The sequence below is a fragment of the Acidovorax sp. PRC11 genome (assembly GCF_031844105.1).
Classification (GTDB): domain Bacteria; phylum Pseudomonadota; class Gammaproteobacteria; order Burkholderiales; family Burkholderiaceae_C; genus Paracidovorax.
Map to the genome: position 1 here is coordinate 46,613 of NZ_JAUZUQ010000023.1, position 19,226 is coordinate 65,838.

Sequence of the window (19,226 nt, forward strand, 5' to 3'; positions counted from 1 at the left end):
ACTCCAAAATCGGGCCGCCCGCACTCATCGCGTGGCCGGGGCCGCAGGCCGGGAAAAGAAAACGGACAGCCGCCGCAGCACGGCGCGCAGGAACTTCCACAGCAGCACCAGCAGCAGCACGGAGAGCGCCACCATGCAGGCCAGCGCGATGCCGAACAGCACCGGGTGCTGCGTGGCGAGCCACACCACCACCACGACGAGGCCATCCTCGAAGAACGACAGCAGCCAGTTGGACACGGGCTCGGGCGAGGTGTTGACGGCGGCACGCGCCGTCATCTTGGTGGCGAGCGCCGTGGCGGAGAGCGATCCGCCCATCAGCCCCGCCGCCACGGCCATCGCGCCGTTGTCGGCACCGAACACGCCCGCGGCCAGCAGCGCACCCGCAGGCACGCGGATCGCCGCGTGCGCCGCGTCCCACAGGCTGTCGAACCACGGCACCTTGTCGGCGATGAATTCCACGCACAGCAGCATCCCGCTCACCAGCAGCACCACCGGGTGCTGCAGCATGCGCAGCCCCTCCGGCAGCGCGATCCAGCCGCCCGCGCCCATCGCGCCGACGAGGAAGACCACCGCATACAGCCGGAACCCGCTGGCCCAGCCGAGTCCCGCGGCGAGCGCCAGCAGGCCCGGCATGTCCAGCGCGCCCGTGGCACGCCGCGCCTGCTCCGCCACGGCCTGTGCCGTGCCCGCGTCCACGTGCAGTCCGGCCGCATGCAGCCACTGGACGATGTGCAGCCAGAGGGCATCCATGGGATCGCGGCACGCGGCCCCTCAGTCCTGCGCCGGCAGCCACGAAGGCTTGCGCTTCTGCAGGAAGGCCTGCACGCCCTCGCGGCCCTCGTCGCCCGCGCGGATGTCGGCGATGGCCTCCACGGTGGAGGCGATGAGCGCATCGTCGATGGGCCGCGCGGCGATGTCGCGCACCAGCCGCTTGCCCGCGGCCACGGCCTGCGGGCCGGCCGCGGCCAGCGCCTGCAGCACCGCGTCGAGACGCTCGTCCAGCAGTTCGAAATCCACCACCTCGTGCACCAGCCCGATGCGCAGCGCTTCCAGCGCACCGAAGCGCTCGCCGGTGACGAAATAGCGCCGCGCCGCGCGCTCGCCCATGGCGCGCACCACGTAGGGGCCGATCGTGGCCGGGATCAGCCCCAGGCGGACTTCGCTCAGGCAGAACGCCGCGGTATCGACCGCCACGGCCACGTCGCAGGCGGCCACCAGGCCCACGCCGCCCGCGTACACGTCGCCCTGGATGCGCGCGATGGTGGGCTTGGGGCACTCGTTGATCGTGCGCAGCATGGCCGCCAGCAGCCCCGCGTCCTGCACGTTCTCGGCGCGCGAATAGTCGGCCATGCGGCGCATCCAGTTCAGGTCCGCGCCCGCGCAGAACGCAGGCCCTTCGGCCGCGAGCACGATGGCGCGCACGCCGTCCTGCCGGCCCAGGGTGTCGAACGCACGCGTCAGTTCGGCGATCACCTCGTCGCTGAACGCGTTGCGCACCTGCGGGCGCGCGAGCGTGACGCGCGCGACCGTGCCGGCCTGGCCCACGTGCAGATGCTGGTAGTCGGGGGTGGTCATGGATGGATCCTCCTCGTCGGGTTCAAAGATAGGGGCCCGCGCCGGTGCTCACATGCGGAAAACGCCGAACTTCGTGTCCTCCACCGGCGCGTTGCGCGCGGCGGCCAGGCCCAGCGCGAGCACGCGGCGCGTGTCGGCGGGATCGATCACGCCGTCGTCCCAGAGCCGCGCGGTCGCGTAGTAGGGATGGCCCTGCTCTTCGTACTGGCGACGGATCGGCGCCTTGAAGGCTTCTTCCTCTTCCGCGCTCCAGGCGCCGCCCTTGGCCTCGATGCCGTCGCGGCGCACGGTGGCGAGCACGCTCGCGGCCTGCTCCCCGCCCATGACGGAGATGCGCGCGTTCGGCCACATCCAGAGGAAGCGCGGCGAATAGGCGCGGCCGCACATGCCGTAGTTGCCGGCGCCAAACGAGCCGCCGATGACGATCGTGAACTTCGGCACGGCCGCCGTGGCCACCGCCGTGACCATCTTGGCGCCGTTGCGCGCGATGCCCTCGTTCTCGTACTTGCGGCCCACCATGAAGCCGGTGATGTTCTGCAGGAACACCAGCGGGATCTTGCGCTGGCAGCACAGCTCGATGAAATGCGCGCCCTTCAGCGCCGATTCGGAGAACAGGATGCCGTTGTTCGCGATGATGCCCACGGGCATGCCCTCGATGCGCGCGAAGCCCGTGACCAGCGTGGTGCCGTAGCGTGCCTTGAACTCGTCGAACTCGCTGCCGTCCACGATGCGCGCGATGATCTCGCGTACGTCGAAGGGCTTGCGCGTGTCCACGGGAATCACGCCGTACAGCTCCTCGGCGCCGAACAGCGGCTCCTGCGGCGCGGTGCCGCCGGCCGCAGAAGCGGGCCGCTCGCGGTTCAGGTTGCGCACCGCGTTGCGGGCGAGCTGCAGCGCATGCAGGTCGTTCTGGGCCAGGTGGTCGGCCACGCCGGAGAGCCGGGTGTGCACGTCGCCGCCGCCCAGGTCCTCGGCCGTCACCACCTCGCCGGTGGCGGCTTTCACGAGCGGCGGGCCGCCCAGGAAGATCGTGCCCTGGTCCTTCACGATGATGGACTCGTCGCTCATCGCCGGCACGTAGGCGCCGCCGGCCGTGCAGCTGCCCATCACCACCGCGATCTGCCCGATGCCCTGCGCGCTCATCTGCGCCTGGTTGTAGAAGATGCGGCCGAAGTGGTCGCGGTCGGGGAACACCTCGTCCTGGTTCGGCAGGTTGGCGCCGCCCGAGTCCACGAGGTAGATGCACGGCAGGCGGTTCTGCTGCGCGATCTCCTGCGCGCGCAGGTGCTTCTTCACCGTCATCGGGTAGTAGGTGCCGCCCTTCACCGTGGCGTCGTTGCACACCACCATGCAGTCCACGCCGCTCACGCGGCCGATGCCGGCGATCAGGCCGGCGCCGGGCGCCTCGTCGCCGTACATGCCGAGCGCGGCCAGCGGCGCGATCTCCAGGAAGGGCGAGCCGGGATCGAGCAGTTCGCGCACGCGGTCCCGCGGCAGCAGCTTGCCGCGCGCCACGTGCTTGGCCCGCGCGGCGTCGCTGCCGCCCTGGGCCACCTGGGCCGCGCGCTCGCGCAGGTCCTGCACGATCGTGCGCATCGCGGCGGCGTTGGCCTGGAAGTCGGCCGAGCGGGGATTGAGGCGGGTTTCGAGGATCATGGTGGAACGGGAAAAAGGTTCTCTGTGACGGTCCGCGTGCGGTTCAGGCGGTGGCGCGCTCGGCCAGGCCCAGCTGCTCTTTCATCGCATCGCGGATCTTGAATTTCTGGATCTTGCCGGTCACCGTCATCGGGAACTCGGCGACGAAGCGGATGTACCGCGGCACCTTGTAGTGCGCGATCTGGCCCTGGCAGAACGCGCGGATGGCGTCCTCGGTCGGCTGCTCGCCGGGCTTGGCGACGATCCACGCGCACAGCTCCTCGCCGTACTTCTCGTCGGGCACGCCCACCACCTGCACGTCCTGCACCTGCGGATGGCGGTAGAGGAACTCCTCGATCTCGCGCGGGTAGATGTTCTCGCCGCCGCGGATCACCATGTCCTTGATGCGGCCGACGATGTTCACGTAGCCCTCGGCATCCATCGTGGCGAGGTCGCCCGTGTGCATCCAGCCCTCGGCGTCGATCGCCTCGCGCGTCTTCTCCGGATCGCCCCAGTAGCCGTGCATCACCGAATAGCCGCGCGTGCAGAGCTCGCCCGAGCGGCCGCGCGGCACGGGCTCGCCGGATTCCGGATCGATCACCTTCACCTCCAGGTGCGGCTGCACCTGCCCCACGGTGGACACGCGCTTGTCCAGCGGCGTGTCCGTGCTGCTCTGGCAGCTCACGGGGCTGGTTTCGGTCATGCCGTAGGCGATGGTGATCTGCTCCAGGTGCATGTCGCTCACCACGCGCTTCATCACCTCGATCGGGCAGGGAGAACCGGCCATGATCCCGGTGCGCAGCGTGGAGAGGTCGAACTCCGCAAAGCGCGGATGCTGCAGCTCGGCGATGAACATGGTCGGCACGCCGTGCAGGCCCGTGCACCGTTCCGCCTGCACCGCCTCCAGCACCGCCAGCGGATCGAAGCCGTCGCTCGGGTACACGATGGTGCTGCCGTGCGTCACGCACGCCAGGTTGCCGAGCACCATGCCGAAGCAGTGGTAGAGCGGCACGGGAATGCAGAGCCGGTCTTCCGGCGTGAGCCGCATGCACTCGCCGATGAAGAAGCCGTTGTTGAGGATGTTGCGGTGCGTGAGCGTCGCGCCCTTGGGGAAGCCCGTCGTGCCGCTCGTGAACTGGATGTTGATCGGCTCGCTCGCATCCAGCGTGGCGGCCACGGCGTCGATGCGCGCGTCCTGCGCGTCGCCGCGCGCGATCAGTTCGGAAAACCGCAGCATCCCGGGCTCTTCCACGCCGTCCTGTCCCGGGGCATCGATCCACACCACGGTGCGCAGGTGCGGCAGGCGGCGCGCCGCCAGCTGGCCCGGCGGCTGCGCGGCCCACTCGGGCGCCAGCTCGCGGAGCATGCCCAGGTAGTCGCTGGTCTTGAAGCGCGACATGGCGACCAGCGCCTTGCAGCCCACCTTGTTGAGCGCGTACTCCACCTCGGCCGTGCGGTACGCCGGGTTGATGTTGACGAGGACCAGGCCCACCTCCGCCGTGGCGAACTGCATCAGCACCCACTCGGCGTTGTTGTGCGACCAGATGCCGACCCGGTCGCCCTTCTGCAGCCCCAGGCCCAGCAGCGCGCCGGCCAGGCGCCGCGACGCCGCATGCAGTTCGGCATAGGTGTAGCGCAGCCCCTGGTGCCGGCTCACGAGGGCCTCCCGCCCGGGCTGGCGCGCGGCCATGTCCGCGAAGAAGGCGCCCAGGGTCTGCTCGATCAGGGGCACGTCGGTGGCGCCCTTCGCATGGCTGGCGGCGGACGGCGTCTGGGACGGATCGGACGGCTGTGTCACGGTATTTGTCTCCTTGGGGCAGGCAGTCTCTGGCGGACGCGCGGCGGCCACCCTGGGGCGGCGGGCGTGCCGGTCGATGCCACAGCATACGCCGCCACGCCCGGAAACAGGCCACGGATCGGGTCACACAGGTTGCAAATCGTGCCACGCGCCCGCACACTCGCCGCATGCCGCGCACGCCGACCACCCCCGCCGACACCGCACCGCCTGCGGCCCCGGGCCCCGTGGCCGCCACACCGATGGCTTTCGTCCAGGCCATCCTCCAGGCCTATGCACAGCGGTCCCTGAGCCCTGCCCAGGCCCTGGCCGCGGCACAAATCCCGCCACAGAGCGTCCGCAACATCCGCGCGCGCATCACCGCCCTGCAGATGGAGGCCCTGTCCGCGGCCGCCATGCGCGAACTCGACGACGAAGCCCTGGGCTGGTTCGCGCGCCGCCTGCCCTGGGGCAGCTACGGCATGCTGGCGCGCGCGTCGATCAGCGCCCCCACGCTGGGCCTCGCGCTGCGGCGCTGGTGCCGGCACCATGCGCTGCTGGTGGACGACATCGGGCTGCACCTGGATACGGACGGCCATACCGCCACGCTCGCGCTGGCCGAGCACCGCGACCTCGGCCCGCTCCGCGAGTTCTGCACCGTCTCCGTGCTGCGCAACGCGCTCGGCCTCGCCTGCTGGTTCATCGATTCGCGCCTGCCGCTGCTGGCTGCCGCCTTCCCGTTCGCGGCACCGCCCCACGCCGAGGTCTATCCGCTGCTCTTCGGCGTGCCCCCGCGATTCGACGCGCCGCAGGCCGTGCTGCGCTTCGACGCCCGCTACCTGGACCTGCCGCTGCAGCGCGACGAAGCGGCGCTGAACCAGATGCTGCAGCGGGCCCTGCTGCTCACCGTGCGCCAGTACCGGCGCGACCGCCTGCTGGTGCAGCGCGTGCGCCAGGCCCTGGCCCATGCGCCCGAGTTCTCCCACAGCGCGGAGACGATCGCGGCGCAGCTGCACGTATCGCCGCGCACGCTGCACCGGCAGCTCCGCGAAGAAGGCGCTTCGCTGCAGGCGCTCAAGGACGAGGCGCGCCAGCAGCGCGCCCGCGACCTGCTCCAGCGCACCGACCGCCCCGTCAAGGCCGTGGCGCAGGCTGCGGGCTTCGCCAGCGAAAAGAGCTTCATGCGCGCGTTCCGGCAATGGACGGGCACGTCGCCCGCCGAATACCGGCGCCAGCGGCGTGCCGACGCCATGGCGGACCGGGACACTGCGCCGCGCCGGGCAGTCGTCCACCGGACGTGACCACGCACCGGAGGTCGGGCCCGCCGTCCGCGTCCGCGTGCGCGCTTCGCGGATGACCCCACTGCTTCGCCTGCGCCTCTTTTCCGTGCACCGCGGGGCGGTAGCGTATGCCGTGCAACCCACCCGGAAAAAAGATGGACCACATTCTCCGCACCGGTGTCGACGGCCATCGCAGCGCCACGGGCACCCTGGAGGGCCGGCGATCGCCGTCGCCGCCCCCGGGGCGGGCAAGGAGTCCCGCCCCGGGTCTCCCGATGCATCCTCTGGGTGGCTCCCCGCCTCCATCGCGGGCACTGCAGTCCGCGGCCGAAAGCCCGGTGCATCGCACGCGTGCCTCCCCGCCCAGGGTGGCCCCACTGGAGAGCCATCCGATCCTGGCCGAAGCCCTTCCCCGGTACGGCAAGGGGGAAAGCTGGGAACAGCTGCTGCGTGATTTCCCGGGCATCCGCCGCTATCTGACGCCCTACGGGCTCAGCGAGCACACTGCCAACTCCGTGGTGGTGCAGCTGGATGACCAGGGGCTCCGCGACCTGAGGCAACAGGTCGGGCGCAGGATAGAAATCCTCTACCACGGCCGCGACAGGGATCTGGCGATGGAGTGTCTCCACGATGCGCTGTCCGACGACTACCGCCAGGAAAGAATCGAAAAATTCCAGAGGCAACAGGCCAGGGAGGCGGAAAGAAGCGAACGGGTTTTCAACAAGGAAAAAGAATTCTTCAGGACCTTCATAGAAGGCTTCCTGGACGTCATCGACCGCTTCGAATCCGGAGAGTCGGTCGGCTCCCTGAAGAATGACCTTCCCAACATCGGCTCATACATCAAAAGCGATGGATTCTCGAAACGTGCGACCGGGCTGCTCAAGTACCTCACCCCCGAGGAGAGCGAACGCATACAGCGCGCATTCAGGAAGCGCCACGCTGCGCCAGCCGTGCCGGCCCCGCCCGGCGGCAGTGCGTCTTCGCTCCCGAAACTGAGCGGCGCCCTCCTCGCGCTCCAATCGGATCCGCAGTCCATCCTGGACATATCGGGAAGATTCAGCGACCGCACCCGGTCGATCGAAGCAGGGGTATGCGACGAGTACGTCACGCCCTACACGCTCGGGAGAATCGTGAACAAGCGGACCGGCGAGTTGACCCCCACGGGCGAACGGGTCATTGCCAACGCGGATGCACGCACCCGGGCAGCCATCCGTGCGAACTTCAAACTCCGCTTCCAGAACGCTCCCGCGCCCCGCACCCAAGCGCCCGCAGCCCCCCTCCACCGGCCCGACAGCCCGCCCTCCACGTCGCTGTTCTCCGGCTTTTCGGAAGAACTGCGGCGCAAGGGCTTCGTTCATGAACCCGCCACACCCCAGTACCCGCCGGAAGCACCGGCCATGGCGCACCCGCTCGGAGGCGCCGATGCCGAACGAGCCCATGCGCCGCCGACCGATTCCTTCTTCTCCGACCTCACGGAGGACCGGCGGCGCATGGGCCACCTTCCGGAGCCCGCCACGCCCCAATATCCGGCGCAGAGCCCATCCTCGACCTTCGCCGGTCTTTCCTCCCTGGACGGCGGGGCCTTTGCAGGCCCCGATGGCGACCCCGGCTCCCCCCCGGAAGTCACGCAGCCCTGGCGTGGCGACGATCCCCTGTTCCCGGAGCCGTCCGCCGGACAGCGGACCGCGCGGACGGGCAGCCCCGAGAGAATCGATGTGGACGCGCTGCCGCCCCTCGCGCAACCAGAGGCGCCGCAGGTCCGGGAACTGCAGCTGTCCGCAGGGGCGTGGCTGAGCGACGAACACATGAACGCATACATGGAAGCCCTCGCCCATCGCCTGGAGGGCCGGCCCCGTGCCGAGCTGCTGAACTTCGCCAACCCCTTGCACGTGGGCCTGCTGTACAGGAAAGACATGGGTGACAGGCACAGGGGGCTGCGCTACATCACGGCCCGCAACGACGCCCCGTTGGTCTTCCTGCCGATCCACAACCCGCACCCGCCTGCGCACTGGTCACTGCTCGTGATCGACCGGCGCGCGGGAGCGGCGTTCCACTACGACTCCCTCGTTCATCCCCACGCCGCCGCCGCAGCGGTCGACACGGCCCAGTACCGGAGGGCCAGCATCGCGGCGTGGGAGATGGGCATCCACACGCCCGTCAGGGGCGTGCCCATCGCCCGGCAGCGGGATGGCAACTCCTGTGGCGACCATGTGCTCCAGGCCATCGACGTGCTGGCCCACCGGGTGATCGATGGCACGTTCACGCAGGACGACATGGACCTGAGCGGCATAGAACCGAACCGCCGGCTGCTGGCAGACAGCCTGGCCCACGCCGCCGCACTGCCCGCGGAGCACAGCGCCTCCGCCGCGCCCCCGGCCGACGGCAGGCCCGCGAAGAAAAGCCGGGTGGGAACGTTCTGGCAGGACCTCAGTCCGGCGCTGCGGCCAGGAGGTCCGGCAGCGCCGCCATCGACCCGATGACAGCGCAAGCCCCTGCCGCGCGCAGCGCCTCGGCGGGATCGTGCCCCCAGGCCGCGGGGCTGTAGCCCACCACCGTGGCCCCGGCGGCCACGCCCGCGGTCACGCCCGTCACCGTGTCCTCCACGACCAGGCAGCGCCCGGGTGGAACGCCCAGCGCTGCCGCGGCGGCCAGGTAGACGTCGGGCGCGGGCTTGGTGCGCGGCATCTCGTGCCCGCTGAAGACGCGGCCCTCGAAGTACGCCATCAGGCCGGCCTTGGCCAGCTGCAGCTCGACCTTGTACCGGTCGGCACCCGATGCGCAGGCGATGCGCCCCGCCATGCGCCGGTGCGCGGCCTCCACCGCCTGCAGCGCGCCGTCGATCGCCTCCAGCTCCGCGGCCAGCGCGGCGTTGCGGCGCGCGTAGAACTCCGCCATCCAGGCATCCGTGAGCGGAGCGCCCGTGTGCGCTTCGATGCGCGCCGCCTCGCTGCGCACGGCCTTGCCGATGAAGATGCGCATGCACTCCTCCATCGTGAGCGTCCAGCCGGACGCCTCCAGCATGGCGCGCAGCACGCGGTGCGTGATGGGCTCGCTGTCCACCAGCACGCCGTCGCAGTCGAACAGCACGGCATCGAAAGGCGGCAGCGCCTCGGCGGGGGTTGCGGCAATGGCAGGCGAGGCGATGGGGGGCATGGAGGATGTTCTCGTGCGCGGCGGGCGCGCAACGGCAAAAAAGAACGGCGTCCGGAGGAACGCCGCGACGGCACAGTCGAATCTACCGCATGCGGAATGTCCGGCCTGCTGTGAAGGCACCCTGCGCGGCGGGGGATCAGCCGCGCGGGAACTCGCCGTCCACGTACACCCAGCGCCCCGCCTCCCGCACGAAGCGGCTGCGCTCGTGCAGGCGGTGCGCGCGCCCGCCGGCATCGCGCTGGCGGGCCACGAACTCCACCTCGGCGCGGTCCGCGTCCAGCAGGCGGTGCGCCCGCACCTCCAGACCCAGCCAGCGCACACCGGGCTCGAACCCGATCGACGCGGGCCGGTGCGCCTCGGCCCACGTGGCGCGCAGGTACTCCGCCTCGCCGCGCACGAACGCGGTGTAGCGCGATCGCATCAGGCTCTCGGCATCGGGCGCGGGCGCGGAATCCCAGTGGTCGATGTAGCGCCCGCAGCATCCGGCGTACGGCAGCGGGACGCGCCGCTCCGACAGCCGACCGCAGGGGCAGGCAGGGGAACGGGAAGAGGAAGAGGAAGAGGAAGGATCGGACACGGCCATCGTCGTCGGCATCAGGGCGGGGCTGCATTCTTGCAGATGCCCGGCAGGTGGCACACTCGCAGCCGCCGCGGCGCAGTGCCGCGCGCCTTTTTTTCCCGGAGATCGACGATGTGGAACCTGAGCGTGCCCTGGTGGGAATTCATCCTGCGCGGCGTGGTGGTGTATGCGTTCCTGCTGGTGTTCCTGCGCCTGACGGGCAAGCGCCAGACGGGCCAGTCCGCGCCGTTCGATCTCGTGCTGCTGCTGATTTTGTCGAACGCGGTGCAGAACTCGATGAACGCCGGCGACAACTCCCTGATCGGCGGCCTCATCTCCGCCGCCACCCTCATCGCCTGCCACATGGTGCTCGCCCGGCTCACGTTCCGCTTCCCGCGCCTGGAGCAACTGGTGGACGGCCGCCCGCAGACCCTGGTGCAGGACGGCAAGGTGGACCGGCTGCTGATGCAGCGCGAACTGCTCTCCACCGAAGACCTCGCCGCCGCCCTGCGCGCGGGCGGCTGCCTGCACCTGCATGAAGTGGAGCGCGCGACGATCGAGACCAACGGCCAGATCACCGTGGTGCTGCGGGGCCGCGACAGTGCGGGCGGAGGAAGCACCGCCGACCGGTGACGGGGCGCGCAGGGCCCCGCCCTTTTGGCCTTTTCCGCCCCGGTTCCCGCAGGCGGCCCGGGCCCGCGCCATACTCCCAAGCTGCGCGCAGCATGCCCGCCTTCCCTTGACTCCGTACCGCTTTCCGCCATGAATCTCCTGCTCCTCAGCAACTCCAGCAGCGACGCCGGTTACCTGGCCCATGCCCGCGACTGGATCGCCGAATGGTCCGCCGCCCAGGGCACGCCGGGCGAGGCGCTGTTCATGCCGTTCGCGGGCGTCTCGCGCGGCTGGGATGCGTACGCCGAGCAGGTCGCACAGGCCCTCGCCCCGCTCGGCCTCGCCGTGCGCTCGGCCCACCAGGCCGCGGACCCGGTGGCGGCTGCCGCCCAGGCGCGCTACATCGTGGTGGGCGGCGGCAACACCTTCGCACTGCTCGGCCACCTGCGGCGGCTGGGCCTGCTGGCGGCGATCGCGGAGCGTGTGCGCTCGGGCGAGGCCTCGTACCTGGGCTGGAGCGCCGGCTCGAACGTGGCGTGCCCCACCATCCGCACCACCAACGACATGCCGATCACCGACCCGGGCGGCTTCGACGCCATGGGCCTCGTGCCGTTCCAGATCAACGCCCACTACACGGACGCGCATCCGCCCGGCCACCGCGGCGAAACGCGCGAGGAACGGCTGCGGGAGTTCGGCATCCTCAACCCCGGGACGCCGGTGGTGGGCCTGCCCGAAGGCACGGGCCTGCGCGTGCGCGGTGAGGCCATCACCGTGCTGGGCAGCACGGCACCCGTGCGGCTCTTCCTGGGCACCAGCGCGCCGCGCCAGCAGGGCCCGGGGCCGCTGGAGCTGTCAGCGGCCTGATCCGGAGCGGCCACCAGGCCGCCCTGCATCAAGGGCCTCGGACCAGCCCCTTCAGGCCAATGCGCGCGTGATCAAAATCTTCTGCACGTCGCTCGTACCCTCGTAGATCTGGCACACGCGCACGTCGCGATAAATGCGCTCCACGGGGAAATCGTTCACCACGCCGTAGCCCCCCAGCGTCTGGATCGCCGCGCTGCACACGCGCTCGGCCATCTCGCTCGCGAACAGCTTGGCCATGGCCGCCTCCTTCAGGCACGGCCGCCCCGCGTCGCGCAGCGCCGCGGCATGCCAGATCAGCTGGCGCGCGGCCTCGATCTGGGTGGCGCAGTCCGCGAGCCGGAAGCCCACCGCCTGGTGCTGGAAGATCGGCTGACCGAAGCTCTCGCGCTCCTTCGCGTACTGCAGGGCCACGTCGAACGCGCTGCGCGCCATGCCCACGCTCTGCGCCGCGATGCCGATGCGCCCGCCTTCCAGCGCTCCGAGCGCGATCTTGTAGCCCTCGCCCTCCGCGCCGATGAGATTCTCCGCAGGAATGCGGCACTGGTCGAAAGTGATCTGCGCCGTGTCGCTGCTGTGCTGCCCGAGCTTGTCCTCCAGCCGCGCGACGGCATAGCCCGGCGCGTCGGTCGGCACCAGGAACGCGCTCATGCCGCGCTTGCCCGCCGCCCGGTCGGTCACCGCGATCACGATCGCCACCTGCCCGTTCTTGCCGCTGGTGATGAACTGCTTCACGCCGTCGATCACGTAGCCATCGCCATCGCGCGTCGCCGTGGTGCGCAGTGCCGAGGCGTCCGATCCCACGTGCGGCTCGGTGAGGCAGAACGCGCCCAGCATCTCCCCGCGCGCGAGCGGCGCCAGCCAGCGCCGCTTCTGCGCCTCGCTGCCATAGCGCATCAGGATCGCGTTCACCGGGCAGTTCGTCACGCTGATCGCCGTGCTGGTGCCGCCGTCGCCCGCCGCGATCTCCTCCAGCACCACCGCCAGCGACAGATAGTCCAGCCCGGCGCCCCCATACTCCTCCGGCACGCAGATGCCGTAGGCGCCGAGCGCCGCCAGCCCCTGGTGCGCCTCGCGCGGGAAGTGGTGCTCCCGGTCCCAGCGGGCGGCATGCGGCCACAGCTCGCGCTGGGCGAAATCGCGCACCGCGTCGCGGATCATTTCCTGGTCTTGCGTGAGCAGCATGTTCTTGTCTCCGTTGTTGATCGTTTCAGCGGCGGTCGGCGGTCGGCGGGCTACCAGTGCGCGGCCCTGCGCCCGTCCTGGTGCAGCAGCCGCCCCCCGTCCGCGGGCGTCACGCCTTCCAGCACCGAACGCATGTTCCGCACGCTGTCGTGCACCTCCAGCGCGCCGTCCTCTCCGCCCATGTCCGTGCGCACCCAGCCCGGATCGAGCGTGACCAGGGTCGCGCCCGGGTAGTCGTGCTGCGCGGCGGCCACGGCCATGTTGAGCGCCGCCTTGCTCGTGCGGTACAGCCAGCAGCGGCTGTCCGGCACGCTGCCGATGAGCGACATCGTCGACGAAAGGAAGGCGAATACCCCGCCCGCGTCCGCCACGAGCGGCGCCACCTGCGGCAGGGTCTGCATGGCGCCCAGCACGTTGGTGTGCATGACCGCATCGAAATCTTCCCTGGTGGGCGGGGAAAGCGCGTTCGGCCGGCGGATCACACCCGCCACGTAGAGCGCCAGACCGATCTTCTCGCCGTCCAGCTGCCATGCCAGCCCGCTCACGCTGGCCGGCTGCGCCACGTCCACCGTCAACGGCTCGGCCCCCAGTTTGCGGAGCCGGCCAAGCCCCGCGTCGTCCCGCGCCGTCGCGATCACGCGACACCCCGCCTCGCGGTACTGCCGCACGAACTCCAGGCCGATCCCCCGCGAAGCCCCGATGACGAGCACGGGCTGCGCCATGGCCCGTGCCTGCGCCGCCGACCTGCTCATGCGAGTTCGATCGCCATCGCCGTGCCCTCGCCCCCGCCGATGCACAGCGTGGCCAGCCCGCGCCGCTTGCCGCGCGCCTGGAGCGCATGGATCAGCGTGACCAGAATGCGCGCGCCGCTCGCCCCGATGGGATGGCCCAGCGCGCAGGCGCCGCCGTTCACGTTCACGATGTCGTGCGACACGTCCAGCTCCTTCATGAGCGCCATCGGCACCACCGCGAAGGCTTCGTTCACCTCCCAGAGATCCACGTCCTGCACGCTCCAGCCCGCCTTGTCCAGGGCCTTGCGGGTGGCACCGACGGGCGCGGTCGTGAACCAGTTCGGCTCCTGCGCATGCATCGCATGGCTGACCACGCGCGCGATCGGCCGGGCACCCAGGCGCCGGGCGGTCGACTCGCGCACCATCACCAGCGCCGCCGCACCGTCGTTGATGCTCGAACTCGACGCCGCCGTGATGGTGCCGCCCTCCTTCTTGAACGCCGGCTTGAGCGTGGGAATCTTGTCCAGCCGCACCTTGCCCGGGCCCTCGTCGGCCGCCACCACCGTCTCGCCGGCGCGCGTCTTCACGGTCACCGGAGCGATCTCCGCGGCGAAGGCACCCGACTCGGTCGCTGCCTTGGCGCGCTGCACGCTCGCCACGGCGAAGGCGTCCTGCTGCTCGCGCGTGAAGCCGTACTTCGCGGCGCAGTCCTCGCCGAAGGTGCCCATCGAGCGGCCGGCTTCGTAGGCGTCCTCCAGCCCGTCCAGCATCATGTGGTCGAAGATGCGGTCATGGCCCAGCCGGTAGCCGCCGCGCCCCTTCTGCAGCAGGTAGGGCGCGTTGGTCATGCTTTCCATCCCTCCGGCCACGATCACCTCGTGCGTGCCCGCGAGCAGCATGTCGTGCGCGAACATCGCGGCCTTCATGCCGGAGCCGCACATCTTGCTCAGCGTGACCGCGCCCGCGCTCTTCGGCAGCCCGCCCTTGAAACCCGCCTGGCGCGCCGGCGCCTGCCCCTGGCCGGCCATCAGGCAATTGCCGAACAGCACCTCCTCCACCAGCTCCGGCGCGATGCCCGCCCGCTCCACCGCCGCGCGGATCGCGACGCCGCCCAGATCGTGCGCGGCCAGGCCGGAAAAATCGCCCTGGAAGGCGCCCATGGGCGTGCGCGCGGCACCGATGATCACGATGGGATCTTGCTGTTGCATGGGATGTCTCCTTGGAAGGTGGAATGGATGAGAAGAAAAAGAAGGAAGATGAACGGTGCCGCCGCGCGCGCCCGCCCCGCCCGGCCCGCGTTCAGGCCGAGGACGGCCCGGAAGACGGCCCGGAAGACGGCCCGGCGTCGCCCCCGGGAAACCGCCTGTCCGCGTCGTAGGGGAACACGTCGTACATGTGCCCCGCCTGGATGCGCTCCTTGTGCGACTGCCAGAACGCCGCATCCAGCAGATCGGCGTGGTGCCGCATGAACACCTCCCGCACGGCATCGTTGCCGAGCAGGAATGGTCCGAAGGTCTCGGGGAACACGTCGCGGGGCCCCACGGCCCACCACACCTCGCCCGACATCTCGTCTTCCTCGTTGCGCGGCTGCGGCACCCGCCGGAAGTTGCAGTCGGTGAGGTATTCGATCTCGTCGTAGTCGTAGAAGACCACCTTGCCGTTGCGCGTCACGCCGAAGTTCTTCCACAGCATGTCGCCCGGGAAGATGTTCGCCGCCACCAGGTCCTTGATCGCGTTGCCGTACTCCACCACGCTGCGTTCCATCTGCCGCTGCGCCCGCACATCGCCCGGACCGGCGTCGAAGGCCTCCTGCAGGTAGATGTTGAGCGGGATCATCCGCCGCTCGATGTACACGTGCTTCAGGATCACCTCGATCTGCCCGTCGCCGTCCCGGTCGCTGATCTCCAGCTGGCTCGGCGCGAACTTCTCGATCTCCGCGATGAGGTCGTCCTCGAAACGCTCGCGCGGAAACGCCACCTCGCTGTACTCCAGCGTATCCGCCATGCGGCCCACCCGGTCGTGCTGCTTCACCAGCAGGTACTTGCCCTTGATCTGCTCGCGGGTCGTCTCCTTCTGCGGCGGGTAGTAGTCCTTGATGAGCTTGAACACGAACGGGAACGAAGGCAGGTCGAACACCAGCATCACCATGCCCTTGATGCCGGGCGCGATGCGGAAGCGGTCGCTCGAATAGCGCAGGTGGTGCAGGAAGTCGCGGTAGAACAGCGTCTTGCCCTGCTTCGCCAGGCCCAGCGCGTTGTAGAGCTCCGCGCGCGGCTTGCGCGGCATCAGGCTGCGCAGGAACTGCACGTACGCGCTCGGGATCTCCATATCCACCATGAAATACGCCCGCGCGAAGCTGAACAGCATCTGCAGGTCGTCCTCGCCGAACAGCGCCGCATCGATCCGGTAGCGGCCCTCCGCGCCATGCAGGATGGGCAGCGCGAACGCGATCTCCTGGAAGCCGTTGATCACCTTCCCCACCACGTAGGCGCCCTTGTTCCGGTAGAACAGGCTGGAGAGCACCTGCAGCTGGAAGTTGGCGCGCCACTTCGCCTGGCCAAGCCGCGGCAGCATCACCTCCGCCACGCGTGCGGCATCCCGCGCCAGGTCCTCGAACTCGCCCTGCAGCTGGAAGTTGTCCACCACCCGCACCAGGGTTTCGTGCAGCGTATCGGGCGCCGGATAGTAGGCACGGTACGTGGGACGCGCGCCCGGCTCCTCGTTCTCCAGGTACTCCGTGCTGACCGCGGGCCACACGAAGATGAAATCGTTGTGGAAATGCGTGCGGTGCAGGATCTTCGTCGTCACCGAATTGAAGAACGTCTCCGCCAGCTCGGGCTGGTGGTGCCCCACCAGCAGGCCGATGTAGTGCAGCTTCACCTGGTGCCACACGTCCATGGGCTGCTCGCCCGCGGAAAACTCCTTCTCGAGGCGCCTCACGCACTCCTTCACGCGCAGGTCGTAGAACTCGATGCGCTCGCGCTGCGCGCGCTGCTGCCCCGTCCAGTCCGAGGTCTCGAAGCGGTGCTTCGCCCGTGCGGACTCTGCCCGGAACAGCCGGTAGTGGCGGTTGAAGCCGTCCATCATCGCCTGCGCGATGCCGTAGGCGGCGGGGGAATCCAGGCGCCGGGGAAACATGGTGGTCCGCTCCGTCGACACGTCGTTCGCTCCGTTCTACCCTCGGCGGCGGTCCGCCACCCCCTGCACCGCGCGCTGGTAGACCGCATCCAGGTTCTGCGTCCCCGACACGGTCATGTTCAGGTTGTTGATCAGCCCGTCCTTCAAGCCGTAGCACCAGCCATGCAGCGTCACCGTCTGCCCCCGCGCCCAGGCGTCGGCGATCACCGTCGTCTGGGCCGTGTTCATCACCTGCTCGATCGCATTCAGCTCGCACAGCACGTCCATCTGCCATTCCACGGGCGTCGCGGCGATCAGCGCCTTGTGGCGGTCGCGCACGTCCTTCACGTGGCGGATCCAGTTGTCGGCGAGCCCGACGCGGATGTCCTCCAGCGCCGCGCGCACGCCGCCGCAGCCGTAATGGCCCACCACCATCAGGTGCTCCACCTGCAGCTGGTCCACCGCATACTGGATGGTGGAGAGGCAGTTCAGATCCGTGGGCACCACCACGTTCGCCACGTTGCGGTGCACGAACACTTCACCGGGCTCCAGGCCCGTGATCTGGTTGGCCGGCACGCGGCTGTCCGAACAGCCCACCCACATGTAGCGCGGCTTCTGCTGCGCCAGCAGATCGGTGAAGAATCCCGGACGCTCCCGTTCCATCGCCGCAGCCCAGGACCGGTTGTGGACGAACAGTTCTTCGATACTGGGAGCGGTCATCAGTCAGGCTTCTTTCTATCTGTCATGGGAGGAGGTCAGGCGGTCTCGGCGAACAGCTCCCGTCCGATCAGCATGCGCCGGATCTCGCTGGTACCCGCGCCGATTTCGTAGAGTTTCGCATCCCGCCAGAGCCGGCCGAGCGGATACTCGTTGATGTAGCCGTTGCCGCCGAAAATCTGCACGCCCTCGCCGGCCATCCACGTGGCCTTCTCCGCGCACCAGAGAATCACCGAGGCGCAGTCCTTGCGCACCTGCCGCACATGGTCCGTGCCGAGCATGTCCAGATTCTTCGCCACGGTGTAGGCGAACGAACGTCCGGCCTGCAGCACGGTGTACATGTCCGCCACCTTGCCCTGGATGAGCTGGAACTCGCCGATGCTCTGGCCGAACTGCTTGCGGTCGTGGATGTAGGGCACCACGTTGTCCATCACCGACTGCATGATCCCCAGCGGGCCGCCCGTGAGCACTGCGCGTTCATAGTCCAGCCCGCTCATGAGCACCTTGGCGCCCCCGTTCACCTGGCCGAGCACCTGGGAAGCAGGCACTTCCACGTTCTCGAACACCAGCTCGCCGGTGTGGCTGCCGCGCATGCCCAGCTTGTCGAGCTTCTGCGCAATGCTGAAACCCTTCATGCCCTTCTCGATCAGGAAGGCCGTCACACCGCGGGCGCCCAGTTCCGGCTCGGTCTTCGCATAGACCACCAGCGTATCCGCATCCGGGCCATTGGTGATCCACATCTTGTTGCCGTTGAGCACGTAGTAGCCGCCCTTGTCCTCGGCACGCAGCTTCATGCTGATGACGTCCGAACCGGCCCCGGGCTCGCTCATCGCCAGCGCTCCCACATGCTCTCCGGACACGAGCTTGGGCAGGTACTTGCGTTTCTGCTCTTCCGAGCCGTTGCGGTGGATCTGGTTCACGCACAGGTTGCTGTGCGCGCCGTACGACAGGCCCACCGAAGCGCTGGCCCGGGAAATTTCCTCCATGGCCACCATGTGCGCCAGATAGCCCATCTGCGCGCCGCCATAGGCTTCGGACACCGTGATGCCCAGTACGCCCAGCTCGCCCATCTTGCGCCAGAGGTCCATCGGGAACTGGTCGTCGCGGTCGATGGCGCCTGCACGGGGTGCGATCTCTGCCTGGGCGAATTCCCGCACGGCGTCACGCAGCGCGTCGATGTCTTCACCCAACTGGAAGTTCAGGCCGGGCAGCGAGGAAAGGCTCATGGATGTCTCCTGGAATAGATGGCACTGCACCCCGGCGTCCGATCGGCCGCATCCCAGGCCGGTCCACTCCTGCGGACCCTCCGGACAGACATGGTCTCGACCGCCGGCGCGCAATGACGTTTACGTAAACGTCAATTATGCGGCATTCCGGCCCTTGGTGGGTCGCTCCAGTCTGGTGAGCAGCGCGCGGGCCTCTTTTTCGTGCTCGCGGATCTCGTCGAGATTGGCCTGCAGGTCGGCCATCTGCTCCTCGAGCTGCTGGCGGTGGCTGGCGAGCACGTCGAGGAACTTCTGCAACTGCACACCGGTATCCCGCGGGCTGTCGTACAGGTCGATGATGGACTTCGCCTCGGCCAGCGAAAGCCCCAGGCGCTTCGCACGCAGCGTCAATCGCAGGCGCGTTCGGTCTCTGGCGGAATACAGGCGCGTGCGCCCCCCGGGTCCGGTCCGTTCGGGCTGCAGCAGGCCCATGTCCTCATAGAAGCGCATCGCGCGCGTCGTGAGATCGAACTCCCTGGCGAGATCGCTGATGGTGTAGGTGGCGGCCATGGACAGTGGGCAGGTACGAAGAGTGGACGAACGCTTCCGGCAAAGGCCTGGAATTGACGCGCACGTCAATCGTACCGCAGTCGTTCCGTACCTCGGTCACCCACCATCGGTCCCATATCACCGTGCCCGGGCGACTGGTACGCAGCGAGGAAAAGCGGATTGGCGCAGAAAACCTGGAGCGCGGATAGCTCTATCGGCGGCTCTGCCTGTGGGTTGTCTTTTTGCACGCAAAGCGCAAAAACGAAAATCCAA

At 69.3% G+C, this 19,226-nt stretch carries 18 protein-coding genes; 4 read left to right on the plus strand and 14 right to left on the minus strand.

Annotated features, from left to right (window positions below; translation table 11 throughout):
* Positions 1-24 precede the first annotated feature (24 nt).
* From Q9R47_RS20565 to Q9R47_RS20580, 4 genes are read right to left on the minus strand one after another with little or no spacing between them, the layout of a single operon-like run.
* Complete coding sequence (locus tag Q9R47_RS20565) at positions 25-750, minus strand: DUF4126 domain-containing protein (RefSeq protein ID WP_311234972.1); 726 nt, start codon at positions 748-750, stop codon at positions 25-27.
* Positions 751-771: 21 nt separating this feature from the next.
* On the minus strand, positions 772-1,575 hold the full coding sequence (locus Q9R47_RS20570; protein WP_311234973.1) for an enoyl-CoA hydratase/isomerase family protein: 804 nt from the start codon (positions 1,573-1,575) through the stop codon (positions 772-774).
* A gap of 48 nt (positions 1,576-1,623) precedes the next feature.
* Positions 1,624-3,231, minus strand: a complete 1,608-nt coding sequence (locus tag Q9R47_RS20575; RefSeq protein ID WP_311234974.1) for a carboxyl transferase domain-containing protein — start codon at positions 3,229-3,231, stop codon at positions 1,624-1,626.
* A gap of 43 nt (positions 3,232-3,274) precedes the next feature.
* Positions 3,275-5,008, minus strand: a complete 1,734-nt coding sequence (locus tag Q9R47_RS20580) for an AMP-binding protein (RefSeq protein ID WP_311234975.1) — start codon at positions 5,006-5,008, stop codon at positions 3,275-3,277.
* A gap of 167 nt (positions 5,009-5,175) precedes the next feature.
* On the opposite strand from Q9R47_RS20580, the gene Q9R47_RS20585 reads away from it, so the two are divergent.
* Positions 5,176-6,285, plus strand: coding sequence for an AraC family transcriptional regulator (locus Q9R47_RS20585; RefSeq protein WP_404977187.1), 1,110 nt, complete (start codon positions 5,176-5,178; stop codon positions 6,283-6,285).
* A 347-nt stretch (positions 6,286-6,632) separates the two neighbouring features.
* Positions 6,633-8,744 carry a Ulp1 family isopeptidase gene (locus Q9R47_RS20590; protein ID WP_311234977.1) on the plus strand — a complete coding sequence of 704 codons (2,112 nt, stop codon included), beginning with the start codon at positions 6,633-6,635 and terminating at the stop codon, positions 8,742-8,744.
* Here the strand turns inward: Q9R47_RS20590 and Q9R47_RS20595 are convergent.
* Together Q9R47_RS20595 and Q9R47_RS20600 are read right to left on the minus strand one after the other, a co-directional pair.
* Complete coding sequence (locus Q9R47_RS20595) at positions 8,692-9,417, minus strand: HAD family phosphatase (protein ID WP_311234978.1); 726 nt, start codon at positions 9,415-9,417, stop codon at positions 8,692-8,694. The genes Q9R47_RS20590 and Q9R47_RS20595 overlap by 53 nt on opposite strands.
* Before the next feature lie 136 nt (positions 9,418-9,553).
* Complete coding sequence (locus Q9R47_RS20600) at positions 9,554-10,000, minus strand: YchJ family protein (RefSeq protein ID WP_404977188.1); 447 nt, start codon at positions 9,998-10,000, stop codon at positions 9,554-9,556.
* A gap of 108 nt (positions 10,001-10,108) precedes the next feature.
* On the opposite strand from Q9R47_RS20600, the gene Q9R47_RS20605 reads away from it, so the two are divergent.
* Together Q9R47_RS20605 and pepE are read left to right on the plus strand one after the other, a co-directional pair.
* A complete protein-coding gene (locus Q9R47_RS20605; RefSeq protein WP_311234980.1) occupies positions 10,109-10,609 on the plus strand; it encodes a YetF domain-containing protein in 501 nt (166 codons plus the stop codon).
* A gap of 129 nt (positions 10,610-10,738) precedes the next feature.
* Positions 10,739-11,452 (plus strand): dipeptidase PepE, encoded by a 714-nt coding sequence (gene pepE / locus Q9R47_RS20610; protein ID WP_311234981.1) that lies wholly within the window; start codon positions 10,739-10,741, stop codon positions 11,450-11,452.
* Between the two features lie 51 nt (positions 11,453-11,503).
* Here pepE and Q9R47_RS20615 read toward each other — a convergent pair whose 3' ends face one another.
* The 8 genes from Q9R47_RS20615 to Q9R47_RS20650 all read right to left on the minus strand — a co-directional run.
* Positions 11,504-12,634 (minus strand): acyl-CoA dehydrogenase family protein, encoded by a 1,131-nt coding sequence (locus Q9R47_RS20615; RefSeq protein ID WP_311234982.1) that lies wholly within the window; start codon positions 12,632-12,634, stop codon positions 11,504-11,506.
* 50 nt (positions 12,635-12,684) lie between these two features.
* Positions 12,685-13,386: an SDR family oxidoreductase gene (locus Q9R47_RS20620; RefSeq protein WP_311234983.1), complete on the minus strand. Its 702-nt coding sequence runs from the start codon at positions 13,384-13,386 to the stop codon at positions 12,685-12,687.
* The gene (locus Q9R47_RS20625) at positions 13,383-14,573 is read right to left on the minus strand and encodes an acetyl-CoA C-acyltransferase (protein WP_311234984.1); all 1,191 of its coding nucleotides are present in this window, start codon (positions 14,571-14,573) and stop codon (positions 13,383-13,385) included. Before Q9R47_RS20625 ends, Q9R47_RS20620 begins: the two co-directional genes overlap by 4 nt.
* 91 nt (positions 14,574-14,664) lie before the next feature.
* Positions 14,665-16,503, minus strand: a complete 1,839-nt coding sequence (aceK, locus tag Q9R47_RS20630) for a bifunctional isocitrate dehydrogenase kinase/phosphatase (protein WP_311234985.1) — start codon at positions 16,501-16,503, stop codon at positions 14,665-14,667.
* A 36-nt stretch (positions 16,504-16,539) separates the two neighbouring features.
* Entirely contained in the window at positions 16,540-17,202 is a 663-nt protein-coding gene (gene can, locus Q9R47_RS20635) for a carbonate dehydratase (protein ID WP_311234986.1), read from the minus strand.
* A 35-nt stretch (positions 17,203-17,237) separates the two neighbouring features.
* Complete coding sequence (locus Q9R47_RS20640) at positions 17,238-18,425, minus strand: isovaleryl-CoA dehydrogenase (RefSeq protein ID WP_311234987.1); 1,188 nt, start codon at positions 18,423-18,425, stop codon at positions 17,238-17,240.
* A gap of 135 nt (positions 18,426-18,560) precedes the next feature.
* Positions 18,561-18,974, minus strand: a complete 414-nt coding sequence (locus Q9R47_RS20645; protein ID WP_311234988.1) for a MerR family DNA-binding transcriptional regulator — start codon at positions 18,972-18,974, stop codon at positions 18,561-18,563.
* 65 nt (positions 18,975-19,039) lie between these two features.
* On the minus strand, positions 19,040-19,226 hold a 187-nt coding region (locus Q9R47_RS20650), incomplete at its 5' end, for a hypothetical protein (protein ID WP_311234989.1).